Genomic DNA, 15825 nt, shown 5'->3' on the forward strand with positions numbered 1-15825 from the left:
ACTGGTCTGTTTATTTGAAATTCCGCCCCGATGGGAAGATTTCGAGTTGAACGTCTTTCTTTCTTACCTGCGTTTTTTTGTTTACTGCCGCAGATGCGTATTCATCTTTTTCATCCGCACGCGAAAGTGTTTGAACGTCTGGATCTGCGCCACTGGCCACATTCAGTTCACGAAGGAGTGGAGACATATCATAGCAATGACGTACAATCACATGGACGACTTCACCTTCGATCTGTAATTTGCCTTCCACCATTAAAAGGCGCGCGCCAAGAACTTCCTTGCGGTACTTTTCAAAAAGGTGTTGAAAGACGACTAGGTTGGCTACGCCTGTCTCGTCCTCAATGGTAATAAAGCAAACCCCACCAGCTGTCCCCGGTCTTTGCCTGACCAGCACCAGGCCGGCCACCCGGACGATTGTACCCGGTTTACGGCTGGAAAGATCCTGCGTAGCAACAACTCGCCTGTCCAGAAGCTGCTGCCGGACGAAACTCACTGGGTGGGCTTTAAGCGAAAGGGAAGTAGAAGCATAATCCTGCACGACATGCTCAGCTGGGGTTAGCTTTGGAAGCTGGACTGGTTGCTCGAATGTGCTTTGCGACTCCTGACCGGTAAAAAGCCCAAAAGGCCTGTCTGCTAGTGCGGTCGCCTCCCACATAGCCCGCCTCCGGTCAAGTCCCATGGAGCCGAATGCATCGGCATCGGCAAGCTTTTCAATAGCGCCCTGTGATACACCCGCGTCGCGCACCAGGTGGATGGACGCATAGGGTTGACTCCTGGCTGCGACAAGCAGCTCCATTTCATCCTGCCTGATCCCTTTTACCTGCCGGAAACCCAGCCTGATCACTTTATATTTCCCTTCGGCTGGTTCAAGCATGTTGTCCCAAAAAGATAGATTTACGTCAACCGGCTTGACAACGACACCATGTTTGCGCGCATCAATGATGATCTGTGCAGGTTGGTAAAAACCCATTGGCATGCTGTTAAGCAGCGCAGCTGCAAAAACATCAGGGTAATAGCATTTGAGCCAGCAGGAAACATATACAAGAAGGGCGAAACTGGCTGCATGGCTTTCGGGAAAACCATAACTTCCAAATCCTTCGAGCTGCCGAAATATCCTTTTTGCATAGTCTTCCGAATACCCCCTGGAAGTCATACCGTCAATTAGCTTCTTTTCAAATTGCGAGACCATCCCGCTTAATTTAAAGGTTGCCATGCTCCGGCGTAATTTGTCAGCTTCTGCCGGCGTAAAGCCTGCGGCCACAATGGCTATTTTCATCGCCTGCTCCTGAAACAGCGGTACGCCCAGCGTCCGTCCCAGGATTGCTTCCAGCTCTTTGGAAGGGTACTCGACGGCTTCTTCTCCGTTGCGCCGCCGCAGGTAGGGGTGCACCATATCGCCCTGGATCGGGCCCGGTCTTACAATAGCTACCTCAATGACCAAATCATAAAAGTCCTTGGGCTTCATGCGCGGTAGCATGGACTGCTGGGCGCGGCTTTCGATCTGGAATACGCCAATGGTATCAGCGTGTCCGATCATATCATAAACCACCGGGTCATCCTGCGGCACATTGGCCAGTGTTAGCGAAAGGCTGTAATGCTCCTTGGCCAAGTCAAACGCTTTTCGGATGCAGGTTAGCATCCCCAGCGCCAACACATCGATTTTTAAGAAGCCAAGCGTATCAATATCGTCCTTGTTCCATTCAATATTGGTGCGGCCAGGCATCCTGGCATTCAGGATCGGGCACAGATCGGTGATCTTGCCCTGGGTGATCACAAAGCCGCCCGTATGCTGGCCCAGCTGGCGGGGAAATCCCATGAACTGCCGTGTCAGGTCCAGCACCTTGACCAGGTGCGGGTCATCGGCATCAAAGCCTTGCTCAGTAATCCGCTTGCCTTCAAACCATTCGTCGGTAAACTCCCAGATCGAGCCAGACAGCCGGTTGATAGCATCGACTGACATGCCCATGGCTTTGGCCACATCACGGATTGCCCCTTTTTGGTGCTGCTGGGTCACAGTGGCGACAATCGCTGAACGGTCACGTCCATACTTTTCATAAATGTACTGGATGACTTCCTCGCGGCGCTCATGCTCAAAGTCTACGTCGATATCAGGCGGCTCGTTTCGTGCTGATGAGATAAAGCGCTCAAACAGCAAATCGAATTTGGTGGGATCGACGCTGGTGATGCCTAAACAAAAACAAACCGTTGAGTTGGCCGCCGAGCCGCGCCCTTGGCACAATATGCCCTCCTGTCTTGCAAACCGGACGATATCATAGACTGTCAAAAAATACGCAGCATAATCCATCTCGGCAATAAACTTCATTTCATGATTAATGGCATTTACTACCTTTTCTGGCAGCGGGTCACCATAGAAATCACTGGCACCTTTCCATGCTAAAAATGTGAGTTCTTCCTGCGGGCTGCGGCCCTGGCTGGTGATCTCTTCCGGGTATACATATTTTAAACTATCCAGCGTAAACTGGCATGCATCGGCGATCTGCTGGGAGCGTCGCACTGCATCGGGAAAAGCCCTGAACAGGCGCAGCATCTCCTTTTCGGGTTTGAGGTACCGCTCTGCATTTTGATGTAGCAAAAAACCGGCATTATAGATGGTACACTTTTCACGGATACAGGTCAAAATGTCCTGCAACTGCCTTCTCTCGGGATGGTGATAATGTACATCGTTGGTGGCAACAAGCGGGATATTGAGCCGTTCAGCGATTTGTGAAAGGCGGTAAAGCTTTTTAGCATCATTGCCCAGGTAACCCCGACTGGCCGAAATATAGAGCTGATCACCCAGGGCGGCCCGGTAATCTTTAAGCGCTCTTTCAAAGCCAGGTTCAAAATCAAAATCAGCATTAAGCTCATCAGGGGCAACGGCAATGAATATGATCCCTTCACAGCTGGCATATACATCCCTTCGGAAAAGCGTGCATTTGCCTTTTTCTGTGCGCAGATTTCCCGTTGAAAGTAGTCCTGACAGCCTCGCGTAAGCATCCTTGTCTGTCGGGTATGCAAGAAGGCTCGGGCCATCAATCAAATCAAGCCGCGCTGCCGGAATGATCTGGATATCTTTCTCACGCGCCGCTGCATGGGCGCGCACAATCCCGGCCAGTGTGTTCCGATCAGTGATGGCTATTTTCTTGTAGCCTATTGCGCATGCATATTCCACCAGTTCCTCCGGGTGCGAGCCGCCCCGCAGAAAGCTGAAATTTGTCGTTACCTGTAACTCAGTGTAGCCCATGACTTATTTTATTAATGACTCATGCGAAATAACCGTGTATGAACCACTCAGGCTTGTTATCATCCTGGTAGTGCCCGAGCCGAAATATCCAGAAGCGGGCCCCTGATTCATCTTCGACGGTGTAGTAATCACGGTGAAGCCCTTGCTGGATCCACCATTCCTGTTCAATACGCTCAGGTCCATCTGCCCTTGTTATCTTGTGGACTTCGCCCTGGTAGCGGAAAAGCATGGGCGGGTAATCCGGGACCGGTGCAGAGACCTCTACCTTCTGCGGTTCTTGTAATAGGTGCACCGGCCTGGGCCGGTCTGTCCGCCAGGGAGTCTGTGGCTGCTCTTTCAAAGAGGCTGCTTCCAGGGTGCAGCGCTCTGGCCAGTAATGCTGAGCAGGCAGGTAGCGGTGGCTGATATCCGGGCCTGCCCTTGCTACCAGTCGATCAAGCAGCTCTGCAATTTCTACCCATTTGTTTGCCGCACCAACGTTAAAGAGCTGGTCTTGCTGCTCTCCAAGAGGTTCTACCACCGGTGCTTCCAGAACGAAAAGCTCAATACCCAGTGCAGGCTCAATGGTCGGGATTTTTAGCTCGAAAAGTTTGAACAAATGCCCGGTGCTGCAACTGGCAAAACTGGTTCCGATTTCTACCTGCCTCATCTCACCATCAATCCGGTAACATTTCAGTATCACTTTACGTACCCCCTGCCCTTCTTTTACAAGGCGGCTGCAAAGCATTTCCAGCAGCTTTTGAAGGGCAATCTCAATGCCAGGGGCTGTACGGATGGGTTCCAGGCAAGGCAAGCGTTCGGCAAATGGCTCCGGGGGGTGGATCGGCGCAAAGCCTTCATGGACATGTCCAAGCGCCTGCCCCAGCCTATCTAAAAGCGCCTGTCCAAAACGCCTTCTAAGCACAGATGGCGCCATATAAACAAAGCTTTTAATCTGGTAAAACCCAAGCTTGTACATCTTGTCTACGGTGATCGGGTCTAACCGCAGCGCGGTCGGCGGTAAGGGAAGCAGTGCATCCAGCTGGGCGCCAGGCGCAACAATACGCTGGGATTTACCAAAGCGGCAAACCGCCCAAGCGGCAGCTATGGTATCTGCCATAGCTGCCCTTACATCATAACCACTACCTTTCAGGCGCGCGACAATATCTTTCAGGTAAGCCATTTCACCGCCCCATAAATGCGTGCACCCGGTCGCATCTAAAATCAATCCGTCATCAAGGTCAATCGCTGCAAGTGGCGTATAGCGCAGCGTCCATTTTGCAAGGGCATTTAACAGTTTTTCAGCCAGTTCTGCATCATCTTCAATGACCTCTAATGATGGCAGCACAGCGCGTGCATCCGCTGCTACCATGCCTTCCACAATCCCGCTGGCCTGGGCCTGGGGACTGGCTGCTTTAACGACAACACGGCCGCGGCTTGGCGAAGCCAAAACAAATGAAGTGCCTGCAAGCTCGGGCCGTTTGAGCACAAGTCTGTCAGTGGTTAAATGAGGAAACCATATGGATACATAGCGTGCCATCCCCTACCCTGCTTGGAGCAGCTGGCCCTTACCCGGGCTATCCTGCGTTCTGATGGATTTCAAATTCTGGTTATCCCACTGCACCTGCCAGCTGCCAGGGTGGCCATTGCGGATTTTTAGAAGCTGCACGTTCCAGCGCGGATGCCCTATGCCCGGTAGCTCCGCTTGCCCCTCAGTTGGCAAGGGACTGATCTGCCACCGGCAAACAGCGGCGACCGGGTTCATACTTCGTGGATTTATCCGGTGCAAAAGCCCGGTTACGTTGCTCTGCTCGCAGGCAAGTTGAAGCCTTCGGGAGGCCGTCAGGCCGATTTCCTGCACCTGACCTATTACTGCCGAAAGAGCCTGGCAACGAAGCCCCTCTTCGATCATCCACAAAAGGTCACGCTCTTTTTTCACATCTATGAATATGACCCTTTCAGGCGCTACACCAAAAAAACTTAAAGCCGGTGGGAAAACAGTGCGATGCATTCCGACCCAGAGACAGATGCCGTCCTGCTTCATCAAAAAGCCGGCAAGTGCAGCCATAAAACCGCTTGTTGCTGCGGATTGTCCCTGATCGGTGCTGATAAATTCATGCATAGCCCCAACCGGGAACGCGCCTTGGGGGAAGGCGGCCTGAATGGGCCCAAGCCCTGTTCCGATTTGTTTATGATGGGATGCCACGCGCACGCCCTGCAGAGAAAGAATTTGGGCTCTTAGCCTTGCCACCAGCTCATTTTTATCATTTGCAGTTTCCATATCATACCATTTATTTTTAGCTTTGATATTATTAATACCAAAGATGTGATTTCAATAATAACAATATGCCATGACAAGCGCAAAACTTTTTTTCCATACCAACATCCGTTTTTTGCGAGACCGCAAGCGGCTCACACAAGAAGATTTTTCACAAAAACTGGGTTTAACCCGCGTTAAGCTGGCTTCTCTAGAAGCTGGCAGGACAGAAAATCCGACGGCAGCTGACTTGATGAAATTTTCAGATTTCTTTCATATCAGCATTGACACACTTTTTCGTGTAGACCTCACAAAAATTTCGGAATTAAAGCTGCGCGAGCTGGAATCCGGAAGTGATATTTATATTACTGGTAGCAATTTGCGGGTACTGGCTATTTCAACGGATCAGACAAGTAAAGAAAATGTCGAGTATGTGCCCATCAAGGCTAAGGCGGGTTACCGTCATGGGTATGCTGACCCTGACTTCATTGCTAAGCTTCCCAAGTTTTCTATGCCTAACCTTCCTGCTGGCGGCACCTTCCGGATGTTTCCTACCATTGGTGATTCTATGCTGCCACTTCCCGAAGGCGCTGATGTGATCTGTCAATTTGTGGAAGACTGGACACAGTTAAAACCTGGCACATTATGCATTGCCATGCTGCGGGGTGAGCAGGATTTTGTCTTCAAAAGGCTCACTGTTGATCCGGTCAATAAAACAGTGCTTTTAGAATCACTCAACCAATTGTACGAACCTTATCAGGTTGTGGCCAGTGATGTGTTAGAGATCTGGAAATACCACAGCTATCAATCCAAGGACTTGCCAAAGCCTGTTTCTCAGATGCAACATATTGCCCAGACTGTCAATGAAATATTAGAGCGGATGAAAATTGTGGAAGAAAAAGTGGGTGGCTCTTTATAACGTGTTACCGGGTGCTAAGGTGGTGTCTAAGAAGATGATAATATATTGGCCAGCTAATCTTATTTCCTTCTCATATTTACCTATTTAAACTAGCTTTGTAAAGAATAGTACCTGTAAACAACAACATTACTTTTTCTGATAACGCTATCCTAACAATGCAGTTTATAAACACTCTACAAGCTGCATATCAGCCTCTGGCGTCTTATCTAGTGGGTAGATTCAAGATTGATGAACAAAAATTACAAGGGATCTTTTCGTGTTTTCAGCCCGTCAAAGTTTCCCGCAACCAAATCCTTTTAAATTATAATGAGGTTTGCAGAACGTATTATTTTATTAATACAGGCTGTCTTCGGCTCTTTACGGTAAACAAGGCTGGAATTGAGACTTCCCGCTACTTTGCCTTTGAAGGCATGTTTGCAACTGCTCTTCCTAGTTTCATAGACCAGAAGCCCGCATTAGAGTATCTGCAGGCCATTGAGAAGTCCGAGCTACTGGCTATTTCTCGGAAGGACTTTCTCCAGCTTGTTGACACAACCACCGAGTTCAGTCACATTTATAGGGAAATACTCGAATTAGGGTTTGTTAATGCTCAAAAGCGCATCTATGGCTTTCAGGGATTTGACGCATTGGAAAAAGTAAAATGGGTCATCGAGTCACAGCCTAATTTTCTGCTACGGGTGTCCAACAAGATGGCGGCTTCCTACCTTGGGATATCCCCATCTACACTAAGCCGGGCAAAATCAAGGCTATGAAAACGTTGACATAAGTCAACACTTACGGGAGATCCGCATTGTAGTTTTGTAAAAAAATTCAATGAAAATCAAACTGTTAATATCGCTTCTCTTACTTCCAACTGCTTTGATTGCTCAGGCTGTCAATCCCGGCAAACAGGTCGATACCCAAATAAGCAGCTATCTTAATCCCACCTATCAATTAACGCTAGACGCTGCCGTAGCACTGGTTAAACAGGCCAGAGTTTGCGCAAGTGATTTGGGCAAATCAGTAACCATCTCAATTCTGGATGCAGCCGGTCAGGTTATTCTCATCAGCCGCCCGGAAAGTGTCGGGCCCCACAATACGGAAGCATCCAGGCGAAAGGCGTATACTGCGGTCTCGACCAGAACCCCCACCCTGGCTTTATCCCGAAATACCAGGTCCAATCCTGATGCTGAAAATCTAGCAAATCTGCCAGAACTTCTGCTGCTGGGTGGTGGCTGTCCCCTTTGGTTTGATGGTAAGCTGATTGGAGCCATTGGCGTCGCAGGAGGCGGTAGCCCTGAGAATGATGATTTGATTGCAAAATCTGCCAGCATTCAGCAGGCAGGAATACTAACAAAACTTAATTAACCTCAAAACAGATGAGAAACTTACTTCTTACGCTAGGTCTTGTCCTAATCACTACGATAGCACACTCGCAGTCGAAAACGTTTCAGTTATCAAGTCATATCCTGGACATTTCCCAGGGCATACCGGCATCAGGCGTACCCATCCGACTTGAAAAAATGGACACAGACAAAAAAACGTGGTCGGTCATAGACGAAAAGGTAACAGATGCCAATGGCCGAATCTCAGACTTTCTAAATTCTGAAAAATCTGGTAATGAAGGGATTTACAAATTGACCTACCTAACAGCAGACTATTTTAAAAGTCAAAACATAGAGAGTTTTTATCCCTTTATTGAAGTTGTCTTTGAAATTAAAGATAGTAAGCACTATCACGTACCAATCACGCTTTCGGCATACGGTTACTCTACATACCGGGGTAATTGAGCCAGATTTACCAATATTTCCTAAAAAATGGAATAGAACGTAATGGGAGACAATATCAGTATTGCAAATTAGTTGCCCTGGCAAGTGCATAACTTAAAGAACAGAAAATCACTCGCCCCACTCAGAGCTATGTAAAGTGTATAATCAGGATCTAGCTAACAGCTGTTAAAAGCTGCTATTAAAACGTTTGAAACAAGGCGTTAGCCCAAAATTAACATCCGTGTTCTTTTAGTGCATGGATGTTCACTTAGATACGATCGTTTGAAGATTACCTAAAACAATGCCATTTGGGCCGGTTTAAACAAACCCGGATTATCTAACTTCTCAATTTCAGGATAGCTTACCAGGTATGGCAGTTCTGTTGGGTTTTTCTGGAACTTTTTATTGATAGTCTCAGCTACCATCAGCTCGTGCGGCAATTGGTAGGTCGCCAGCTGTGTTATGCGCTGCTCGGTAAGATCCTGCATTGCCCATTCCCATGCCAAATCATCAGGAAGGATCGTTGGCATACGCTCTTTGGAGTTATGAACTTTGGCGGCCAGCTCGTTTGCAGCGGTTGTGACCATTGCGATTGTATCAACATTCTCTCCGGTATCCTGGTCCGTCCAGTTGTTATACACACCAGCTATGTAAAAGTATGGCCGGTCTTTAACCATTATCTGGTAGGGATACTTATCGGGGGTTTTAAGGTTTTCACCAGTTCGTTTATTTTTCCTGTAAATATGCCGCCACTCGTAATACCGATCAGAAATGATTAAGCACCGCCCTTCAAGTGCCGACCTGCGAAACATTTTCTCTTTGCCTTTTTCATCGATTAATAGCAACTCCTCCCCTTTCGCATTTTCGGTATCATATTTTTTTCGGAATTCTTTCGCGTGGGTCCTGTTTCGTACGTTCGTTGGCAGAAAGCTCCATTCCATTGTCACAATATCAAAATTGGTTTTATCAGCTGTTGGCTTTATAACTGCTAGCGGGGCGCATTCGATTGCATTTACAACCGGTCTTTTCAGAGCATCAATGTCCTTGATAGCCTTTTCCAACTTCTTCAATTCTATAAATTCGACCTTGGTTACTCTCTGTCCGTTGTAAACACACATATCACTTCAAGCTTTTAAAATGTCTCACTATTTCAGGCCCGATTAACTGAGCTTCCGACATGCGCCCCTTGGGAATCGATGTCCATACCTTTTTGTTGTAAAGATTCATAAGCCTAGTCAAAACCAGCTCGGGACGCTTATCGGGGAATCTTACAATAAATAGAACCCGGTCATTGGCGTTACGAACCGATATGTCCAGGACTTGCTGGGCTACCGTAACCTGAAAAACGTCCGCGTTAAACATAACATTAAATACTAAACTTAAGTGCTTGGTCTTTAAAAGCAGGGCTTCTTATTGACAACTTCAAGCAAACGCGCCCAGCCCAACTTCTATACATTGGATTTAGCGATATTAGGCTGCTTTCTATGACCTTTCATTTACCCCGTTGCCTTCAAACGTAAACACGCTGAAAATAAAATTATGTTTAGGATGCTGGAACGTCTTAATTTAAAAGTTATCGGGGTCAATAACAACTTTGATCTTATCTGAGTGTGTCTGATGAAATCCCCCTTGAAAAACATATATTTTGTATGCTGCCTGTCTAGGAGCCGGTTTATAGGAAGTCAACATGATCTTTTGACATCTAGGGCGCATTTTTATATCTGTAATCTGATACAAGCCGGCAGGCACTATGAATGAGCAGTTTTCAAGAGCAGGCATTTGGTTAGCTAGAAAACGTTTCATGATACTCTCATCAAGTGGGATGTTGTAATACTCAAAAAGACCTTTTATCTGGTCTGAAATTGTGCTCCGAATAGTATCCAGATTCATCTTACGTTCAAGTGGCACATTAAGCTTTACAAGTGAGTCGAAGGTCCCTTGCGCATAGGGAGATGCTTGGTCATCCAAAAATCTGGGGCAATCAGGGCATTGTACGGGCGTTCCTGGCTCCATAAAAATCACATCGCCTATTTTCAGATATCTGTCATCCCGGAAATTTTTATTGCCTACCATGCCTGTTGATGTCTTTAATATCAAATATTAGACACCAAAAATATCATTATAATCTATATTTACTTCTTAGCAGGAAATTAAATAACATCAGTCGATAGTTTCTTGAAAAGCGGCAAGCATAATCCTCGCAAATGTCCTTAACAATAGGCTGCCAAATTGAAACTTGTGAATGGTAAGGAAATTGAGCAACATCCATTAAAAACCGATAATCCGAATGCTAAGTGATTTAATTGCAGCAACGTTCGCAGCTTCCTATTCACTGTAAGCGCTCAATTGTTTGTTGTAAAGAAAATAGTTATCCAGGGTTTTTTTGTTTCCATTCTGATCAATCTCGTAGAAATACCGATCGTCAGTAACATACAATTTGCCATTGAATCCGGCTAGCTGCGCTGTTGGGGTGTAGGCGAATTTTTCAAGCAGCGATGCATAACCCGTAGACGGATGAATTTTATAAATGCCTGCGCCTGACATGGAGTATAAGCTGCCTTTCATGGCCAAAAGCTCAGTTATACCATTAAATCCTCCCCCCATGGATACAGCAACACTCGTTTCCGGGTTGACCTTGTATAGATAGTCTTCGCTGACTATATATAAAAATCCGTTCAGATAGGCCATGGCTCTGGCATTTTGCCAAACTTGTTTGCCTATTACGCTGACTGCACCAGTTGTCGTGTTCACTCTTTTTAGAATGCCCTGATGAACCAAAAACAGGTCACCATTCTTGAACCCCGCCATAACCCGGGTGCCGGAAAGCCCAATGGTCAGCGTGGTGGCCTTTCCGGTGATAGCGTGCATCTTTTTTAGAAATCCTTCGGACACTATATATATGAATTTGGCGTCCTCGATCATTGCGTCAACTTGTTTCACATCATCTGACAGATAAAAATAGAACCTTCCATTTTTGATATTTACCTGATCCAAATCACTTTCGCCGCTCCGCAAGGAGTGGATATGCGTATACATGGTCATGATGGTCATGCGATCCCAGACAGTCAAGTCATCGCGTTGTACAGTAAAGGGCATTCCGTCATATTTAAGCAGCATTGTAGGCTGGCCATTTTTTGAAAATGCGTAAGAATCAAGCATCATAATGGATGCTATATCAAAGCCGACGCGCCCTTCAAATCCTTTCAAACCTTGCGCTGCATAGGTATCAAACATGTATTTAAACCCCTCTTTGATGTTCTCGTACTTAACCAAAATGGTGTTATCACGGTCTTTGCGGGTATGTTCATGGAACATGCCGATTGTATGCAGGATTTCATGCATCAGTTGCCCTTTACTGCTAAAAAGGGTTACGGTAATAAATTGCTCTCCACCAATCATTCCAACGGATGAACTCAGTCCAATTCCTCTTTTGAAGGTTACAAAATTATTTGTTTGTCCCTTTCTGGGTTTAACAAACTTTACAGGCGTATATTCTTCTACGGTCTTAATGGCATCTTCAACAAATGCACCATCTACACTAGGATCAACGGAATAGTAGATGATCCCATTCGGCCAAAGTTGTTCGTATACATCCGTGCCTGTGCCATCTGTGCGGGCGTTTGCAGCTTTCAACTGTGCTGGGGACAAAATAATGTCGCCTTCAAAAACTGCCTGTCCATCTATTTCTGAATAAGTAATGTCCTGACCATAAAGTTTAGCGGTTTTCAAGATGCCCTGCTTACCGGGAAATGCTTCCTCAGGTGCCAAATGTTCGTTTGATTTGTTGCCATCTGAAGGCTTATCCGTTTCTTTTTCTACAATCTCCTGGCAAGAGAAAAAGGTCATAATCATCAGGATAATTCCGGCTTTGGATGTTAAGAGATCTTTCATGTTGACAATCAGTTAATCGTTTACAATTTACATCATGAAAGTAGGCGAGCAACTATATGCAGCCGGGAAATACTCGATGAAGGCACCGTTAAAATCGATGAAAGAAAATAAGCTGGAGCTAGCTTGGTGAGCTGTATATTGATCGTAAGTCGAGTACCGACCAATTTTTCAAAGAAGGGCACTATGCTTGTTAAACAAACCTGAGTTGCATTTGCTCAGGCAGTGAGTTACCAACGAATTAAATATAGCAGTGACCTCAGTAAATGCGTTGGGCCGATAGCAAGTAATACTTAGTGATCATGGTAACGATAACCATCGTTACAGAATTGGGAATAAGGGCATACTTTCCTGCCTAATTGAAAAATCGATTTCCACAACCCCACTTACGTTATTTGTAAGTATAAGGCGGTTCACCACAAATGAAATAGTATTTTTGGGTTTGAAATTGGAAAATGCATCCATTGCTTCATTGAATGAAAATGGAATTTCACTTGCTATAAGCAATCCTGAATTTTTAACGGGCTTCATTCTAATTCCCTGAACTAACGACTCCTTAAAGGCATTATATTTCTTTGTCTTTTTTATAGCTACTGTAACTTCATATGGGTTTTGCCGGGCAGGATAAGTCCTCGTTTTGAAAGATCCAAACTCTAAACGAAACTGTCCCAGGGCCAAGCCTTCGAGCGTCTGCTTGAAGCTTTCAATACTATTATTTAATTCCGATTGGCCAATAACCAGATGCTGGTCTGCAAAACCTGTTAACTCGCCCAAAGACAAAGGAAGACTAGCAATAACTCTTTCGCGTATTTCATCAGATATAGGAATTACAACATTCAGCTTAGCGGGGTTCATCATTAGAAAATGTGTTAGTTGTTAATAAACTCGATTAGAAGGTGCATTAGCATATCTCGCCTCCAAGGACACATCATAAGTAGCACCTGGTCATTGCCAACAATTTTATGCAAATCAATTCCTTGGCCAAAACAGGTGCAAAAAGATCCCTTTCGTTTTGTAGCCGATCCATTCCATTGAATATGGTGAAGTCTGACATGCGAAGCCAAGGTTTTACTTCTTCCCATTTCAAAGGCATTGAAACCGTCGCGCCAGGTTTTGGACGAACAGAGTACGGGGCTGCCAGTGTTGCTCCGGGACGGTTTTCCAAGAAGTCCAGGTACATTTTACCGTTTCTTGCTTTAATTGCACTTTCCAGGCTTGAAATTCTGGTATTTGACGGTAAACGAGCGTGACAACGATCCTTGCAAATTCCTTGGACTGCTCATAAGTATACTGGCCGGCAAAAGGGATATAGATATGGATTCGGTTGACCCACTTTTTTTAGAGTAGGACTGCGCGCCGAGCTCGTCCGATACGCTCTTTGTGAGCTGAGCCGCTTCAATGACCTGATCAAAGGTAGTTTTGTCGGCAGGATCTAGATCAATAACGCACCATGTCGGATTATCGGGGTTATCCGTCGTTGACCTCCATGGATTGATTTCAATTGCCCCTAAATTAGCCATGTATGAGAGGGTCACTTCATCGTTTGCAATCAAATAATTCTTGTCTTCCGGCTCATCATTGCTATGATAAAGATAAGTGGTCATCCAGCTGGGTACCTTGCCTGTAACATCCTTTTGGTATCCTTCATCATCAAAAGGCGCATCTACAAGTGTGGCCAGCATCGGCTTAATTGTATTATCAATTTACCTTTCGGAGCCTTGGCTAAAATCGCTGCGACATCCGCGGCTGGCTCAGGCACCTCTTTATCATCGGGAACAACTTGTTTTTCGCGTGTTTCTTTAACTGCCACTTTGGAGGTAATCTTCTTGGCTGCTTTTTTATCGCTGACATCAACGGTATCACTGCCAGATCCAATCTGTTCTAAGTCCCGATTAGAAATAACCGATTATCTTGCAATACTAATCATCCTTAGAGGCACACTCGTCGTAAATCAACTTGGCGTCAAGGTTCATTTCAATTGGTCTGTATCGGTTGATTCTGACGATGCGGGATAATCAAACCACCGTCCTTGGAAACGCGAAGCCTCCAAATTTTTGCCAAAATGAACATATGCAGGTGGACCATCTACTGGTCTAAGTATGATATAGTATCTGTTTCCTTTGCGCTGAATTTCCCCGGTGTCAAATGTTAAGTCTGTACGTGAAAAATGCTGGAGGTGGGACCTCATAAATTCAACTACTTCGTGTAAAGTTTCGCCTTCATCAGCAATAATTTCTTGCCTAGACCAAGCCGTCCAGTCTTTATGCCCTTCATAATTTTCGTCAATCGTTGCCATAATATCTACTTGTTTCGTGTGAATTTCTCGTCAATGAGAGCAAATTCAGTAAAGGGTGAAAAAAAAGCATCATTTCTTAGGGAGCTTATTGCAACAACTTTGGCATCACTTATAATCACTTTTACAAGTTCACCTTCCATATCCCTGGTGTTTGTAACCCCGACAGCCTGCATACAACGCATCACAAAATGTCCAAAAAAGTCTACCCCTTGGTTAGGTATAGATAAGAAAGCCGTTGGGCCACCAAAAACATAATAGTTTTCATTGATCTTGATTTCAATCGATGCCGAAAGCGCAACTGATCCGACAGTTTCTTCTAGTGTCACATCGTCTATAACATGAATTTCAAAGTCTGTAATTTCGGCAATAAGTGCTTCTGACGTGTTCAGCATGAAGACAAATGTTAATTCTACAATTTCATTCAAAATAACCTTGCCGAACAAAACTTACTTCAATGACAGCTGCTTTAAGGTTGCCTGTGACCAGTTCGATATTCAAGGCAAGATTTTTACTCGACCAAAAACAAAACACTGCCCATTGATTACCTGCTTGTAGTATGTGCACCACATATCAAGTAACCTATGAAATTTATGGTCTCCTTGGTTTCTATACATGTTCCCAATTTATGATTATCGATTTGCATTGGAAACTTACTGAAAAATAGCAACACCTTGCTACATTTGAGAATCAAAAATCCAATTCGTCATGCCAGAAGTACCAGAACTCAACATAGTGGGGTTGACCTTGCAAAAGCACTTTAAAGGTCAGAAGTTTAAACGAATAGAAGTATTATGGAAGAAACGTGTTAAGGCTACGGAAGAGGAATTTAACGAGGCACTCAAAGGAGCTACGTTGAAGTCGGTTATTCGTAACGGAAAGGAGCTGCATTTAAAGTTCGACAACGAAGCGATATTGGGTATTCACATGATGCTGACTGGAAAGATGATATTGCTTCCAACGGACCAAAATCTGAGGAATCCCATATTTGAACTTACCTTTGAAAATGGTGCTGGCATTGTTGTCCTTGATGGACTAGGTCAGGCAAAACCAATTTTGAACCCGGAAATTCCTCCTATTCCAGATATCATGGGAGACGATTTTACTTTGGAATATCTTGCTAAGATTTTGGCTAAAACAGGAGGTAAGATCAAAGAAGTGCTCCAGAAACAGGAGTGGATCAGGGGGATAGGTAGTGCTTATGCTGACGAAATTTTATGGGCAGCAAAAATCTCTCCTTACTCGGTCTCAAAGAATATTCCAGCTGACAAAGTAAAAGAACTCCATAAGGCCATTAAAGACGTAACAGTCGAAGCAACAGCGGAATTGGAAAAGTTGAAATCTTCTGACGATGTTTTTGAAATGGAAAACAAGGACCATCGATTTGTCCATAACCCAAAGAAAACGCATTCTCCCGAAGGGGAAGAGATAATTGTCGGCAAGTTGGGTAGTGGCAGGACTTATTACACTGAAAGTCAAAACTTATACTAATAGCAC

16 protein-coding genes are annotated in these 15825 nt (G+C 45.4%); 5 read left to right on the forward strand and 11 right to left on the reverse strand.

The genetic code is table 11. The features are described 5' to 3' along the window. Positions 1-10 precede the first annotated feature (10 nt). From LZG73_RS10885 to LZG73_RS10895, 3 genes are read right to left on the reverse strand one after another with little or no spacing between them, the layout of a single operon-like run. On the reverse strand, positions 11-3244 hold the full coding sequence (locus tag LZG73_RS10885) for an error-prone DNA polymerase (RefSeq protein ID WP_233848748.1): 3234 nt from the start codon (positions 3242-3244) through the stop codon (positions 11-13). A gap of 19 nt (positions 3245-3263) precedes the next feature. Continuing rightward, positions 3264-4763 carry a DNA polymerase Y family protein gene (locus tag LZG73_RS10890; RefSeq protein ID WP_233848750.1) on the reverse strand — a complete coding sequence of 500 codons (1500 nt, stop codon included), beginning with the start codon at positions 4761-4763 and terminating at the stop codon, positions 3264-3266. Positions 4764-4766: 3 nt separating this feature from the next. Next, positions 4767-5504: an ImuA family protein gene (locus LZG73_RS10895; RefSeq protein WP_233848752.1), complete on the reverse strand. Its 738-nt coding sequence runs from the start codon at positions 5502-5504 to the stop codon at positions 4767-4769. A 70-nt stretch (positions 5505-5574) separates the two neighbouring features. Between LZG73_RS10895 and LZG73_RS10900 the strand changes: the two genes are divergently transcribed. The 4 genes from LZG73_RS10900 to uraH all read left to right on the forward strand — a co-directional run bounded on the left by LZG73_RS10900 (position 5575) and on the right by uraH (position 8168). After that, entirely contained in the window at positions 5575-6399 is an 825-nt protein-coding gene (locus LZG73_RS10900; RefSeq protein WP_233848754.1) for an XRE family transcriptional regulator, read from the forward strand. 155 nt (positions 6400-6554) lie between these two features. Further along, on the forward strand, positions 6555-7151 hold the full coding sequence (locus tag LZG73_RS10905) for a Crp/Fnr family transcriptional regulator (RefSeq protein ID WP_233848760.1): 597 nt from the start codon (positions 6555-6557) through the stop codon (positions 7149-7151). 61 nt (positions 7152-7212) lie between these two features. Next, positions 7213-7746 carry a heme-binding protein gene (locus LZG73_RS10910; RefSeq protein WP_233848761.1) on the forward strand — a complete coding sequence of 178 codons (534 nt, stop codon included), beginning with the start codon at positions 7213-7215 and terminating at the stop codon, positions 7744-7746. 11 nt (positions 7747-7757) lie between these two features. Then, entirely contained in the window at positions 7758-8168 is a 411-nt protein-coding gene (gene uraH / locus LZG73_RS10915; protein WP_233848763.1) for a hydroxyisourate hydrolase, read from the forward strand. A gap of 272 nt (positions 8169-8440) precedes the next feature. On the opposite strand, the gene LZG73_RS10920 is transcribed toward uraH, so the two are convergent. The 8 genes from LZG73_RS10920 to LZG73_RS10950 form a co-directional block, all read right to left on the reverse strand. After that, positions 8441-9265 (reverse strand): SOS response-associated peptidase, encoded by an 825-nt coding sequence (locus LZG73_RS10920; RefSeq protein WP_233848764.1) that lies wholly within the window; start codon positions 9263-9265, stop codon positions 8441-8443. Positions 9266-9713: 448 nt separating this feature from the next. Beyond that, on the reverse strand, positions 9714-10220 hold the full coding sequence (locus tag LZG73_RS10925; protein ID WP_233848766.1) for a hypothetical protein: 507 nt from the start codon (positions 10218-10220) through the stop codon (positions 9714-9716). 252 nt (positions 10221-10472) lie between these two features. Continuing rightward, on the reverse strand, positions 10473-12038 hold the full coding sequence (locus LZG73_RS10930; protein ID WP_233848768.1) for a M12 family metallopeptidase: 1566 nt from the start codon (positions 12036-12038) through the stop codon (positions 10473-10475). A gap of 318 nt (positions 12039-12356) precedes the next feature. Beyond that, a complete protein-coding gene (locus LZG73_RS10935) occupies positions 12357-12893 on the reverse strand; it encodes a hypothetical protein (RefSeq protein ID WP_233848769.1) in 537 nt (178 codons plus the stop codon). Positions 12894-12963: 70 nt separating this feature from the next. After that, entirely contained in the window at positions 12964-13215 is a 252-nt protein-coding gene (locus LZG73_RS25670) for a hypothetical protein (protein WP_409014328.1), read from the reverse strand. A gap of 16 nt (positions 13216-13231) precedes the next feature. Further along, positions 13232-13717 carry a hypothetical protein gene (locus LZG73_RS10940; protein ID WP_233848771.1) on the reverse strand — a complete coding sequence of 162 codons (486 nt, stop codon included), beginning with the start codon at positions 13715-13717 and terminating at the stop codon, positions 13232-13234. A gap of 287 nt (positions 13718-14004) precedes the next feature. Beyond that, positions 14005-14331, reverse strand: coding sequence for a hypothetical protein (locus LZG73_RS10945; RefSeq protein WP_233848773.1), 327 nt, complete (start codon positions 14329-14331; stop codon positions 14005-14007). 5 nt (positions 14332-14336) lie between these two features. Further along, positions 14337-14723, reverse strand: coding sequence for a hypothetical protein (locus LZG73_RS10950; RefSeq protein WP_233848774.1), 387 nt, complete (start codon positions 14721-14723; stop codon positions 14337-14339). Positions 14724-15036: 313 nt separating this feature from the next. On the opposite strand from LZG73_RS10950, the gene LZG73_RS10955 reads away from it, so the two are divergent. After that, a complete protein-coding gene (locus tag LZG73_RS10955; protein WP_233848776.1) occupies positions 15037-15819 on the forward strand; it encodes a DNA-formamidopyrimidine glycosylase family protein in 783 nt (260 codons plus the stop codon). Positions 15820-15825: the final 6 nt, after the last annotated feature.

It is taken from the genome of Dyadobacter sp. CY326 (assembly GCF_021390515.1).
Lineage (GTDB): Bacteria > Bacteroidota > Bacteroidia > Cytophagales > Spirosomataceae > Dyadobacter.

What these genes read in the sequence shown, in the direction of transcription:
- LZG73_RS10885 (WP_233848748.1), bottom strand. Translation starts at nt 3,244, where the DNA reads ATGGGCTACACTGAGTTACAGGTAACGACAAATTTCAGCTTTCTGCGG.
- LZG73_RS10890 (WP_233848750.1), bottom strand. Translation starts at nt 4,763, where the DNA reads ATGGCACGCTATGTATCCATATGGTTTCCTCATTTAACCACTGACAGA.
- LZG73_RS10895 (WP_233848752.1), bottom strand. Translation starts at nt 5,504, where the DNA reads ATGGAAACTGCAAATGATAAAAATGAGCTGGTGGCAAGGCTAAGAGCC.
- LZG73_RS10900 (WP_233848754.1), top strand. Translation starts at nt 5,575, where the DNA reads ATGACAAGCGCAAAACTTTTTTTCCATACCAACATCCGTTTTTTGCGA.
- LZG73_RS10905 (WP_233848760.1), top strand. Translation starts at nt 6,555, where the DNA reads ATGCAGTTTATAAACACTCTACAAGCTGCATATCAGCCTCTGGCGTCT.
- LZG73_RS10910 (WP_233848761.1), top strand. Translation starts at nt 7,213, where the DNA reads ATGAAAATCAAACTGTTAATATCGCTTCTCTTACTTCCAACTGCTTTG.
- uraH (WP_233848763.1), top strand. Translation starts at nt 7,758, where the DNA reads ATGAGAAACTTACTTCTTACGCTAGGTCTTGTCCTAATCACTACGATA.
- LZG73_RS10920 (WP_233848764.1), bottom strand. Translation starts at nt 9,265, where the DNA reads ATGTGTGTTTACAACGGACAGAGAGTAACCAAGGTCGAATTTATAGAA.
- LZG73_RS10925 (WP_233848766.1), bottom strand. Translation starts at nt 10,220, where the DNA reads ATGGTAGGCAATAAAAATTTCCGGGATGACAGATATCTGAAAATAGGC.
- LZG73_RS10930 (WP_233848768.1), bottom strand. Translation starts at nt 12,038, where the DNA reads ATGAAAGATCTCTTAACATCCAAAGCCGGAATTATCCTGATGATTATG.
- LZG73_RS10935 (WP_233848769.1), bottom strand. Translation starts at nt 12,893, where the DNA reads ATGATGAACCCCGCTAAGCTGAATGTTGTAATTCCTATATCTGATGAA.
- LZG73_RS25670 (WP_409014328.1), bottom strand. Translation starts at nt 13,215, where the DNA reads ATGTACCTGGACTTCTTGGAAAACCGTCCCGGAGCAACACTGGCAGCC.
- LZG73_RS10940 (WP_233848771.1), bottom strand. Translation starts at nt 13,717, where the DNA reads ATGCTGGCCACACTTGTAGATGCGCCTTTTGATGATGAAGGATACCAA.
- LZG73_RS10945 (WP_233848773.1), bottom strand. Translation starts at nt 14,331, where the DNA reads ATGGCAACGATTGACGAAAATTATGAAGGGCATAAAGACTGGACGGCT.
- LZG73_RS10950 (WP_233848774.1), bottom strand. Translation starts at nt 14,723, where the DNA reads ATGCTGAACACGTCAGAAGCACTTATTGCCGAAATTACAGACTTTGAA.
- LZG73_RS10955 (WP_233848776.1), top strand. Translation starts at nt 15,037, where the DNA reads ATGCCAGAAGTACCAGAACTCAACATAGTGGGGTTGACCTTGCAAAAG.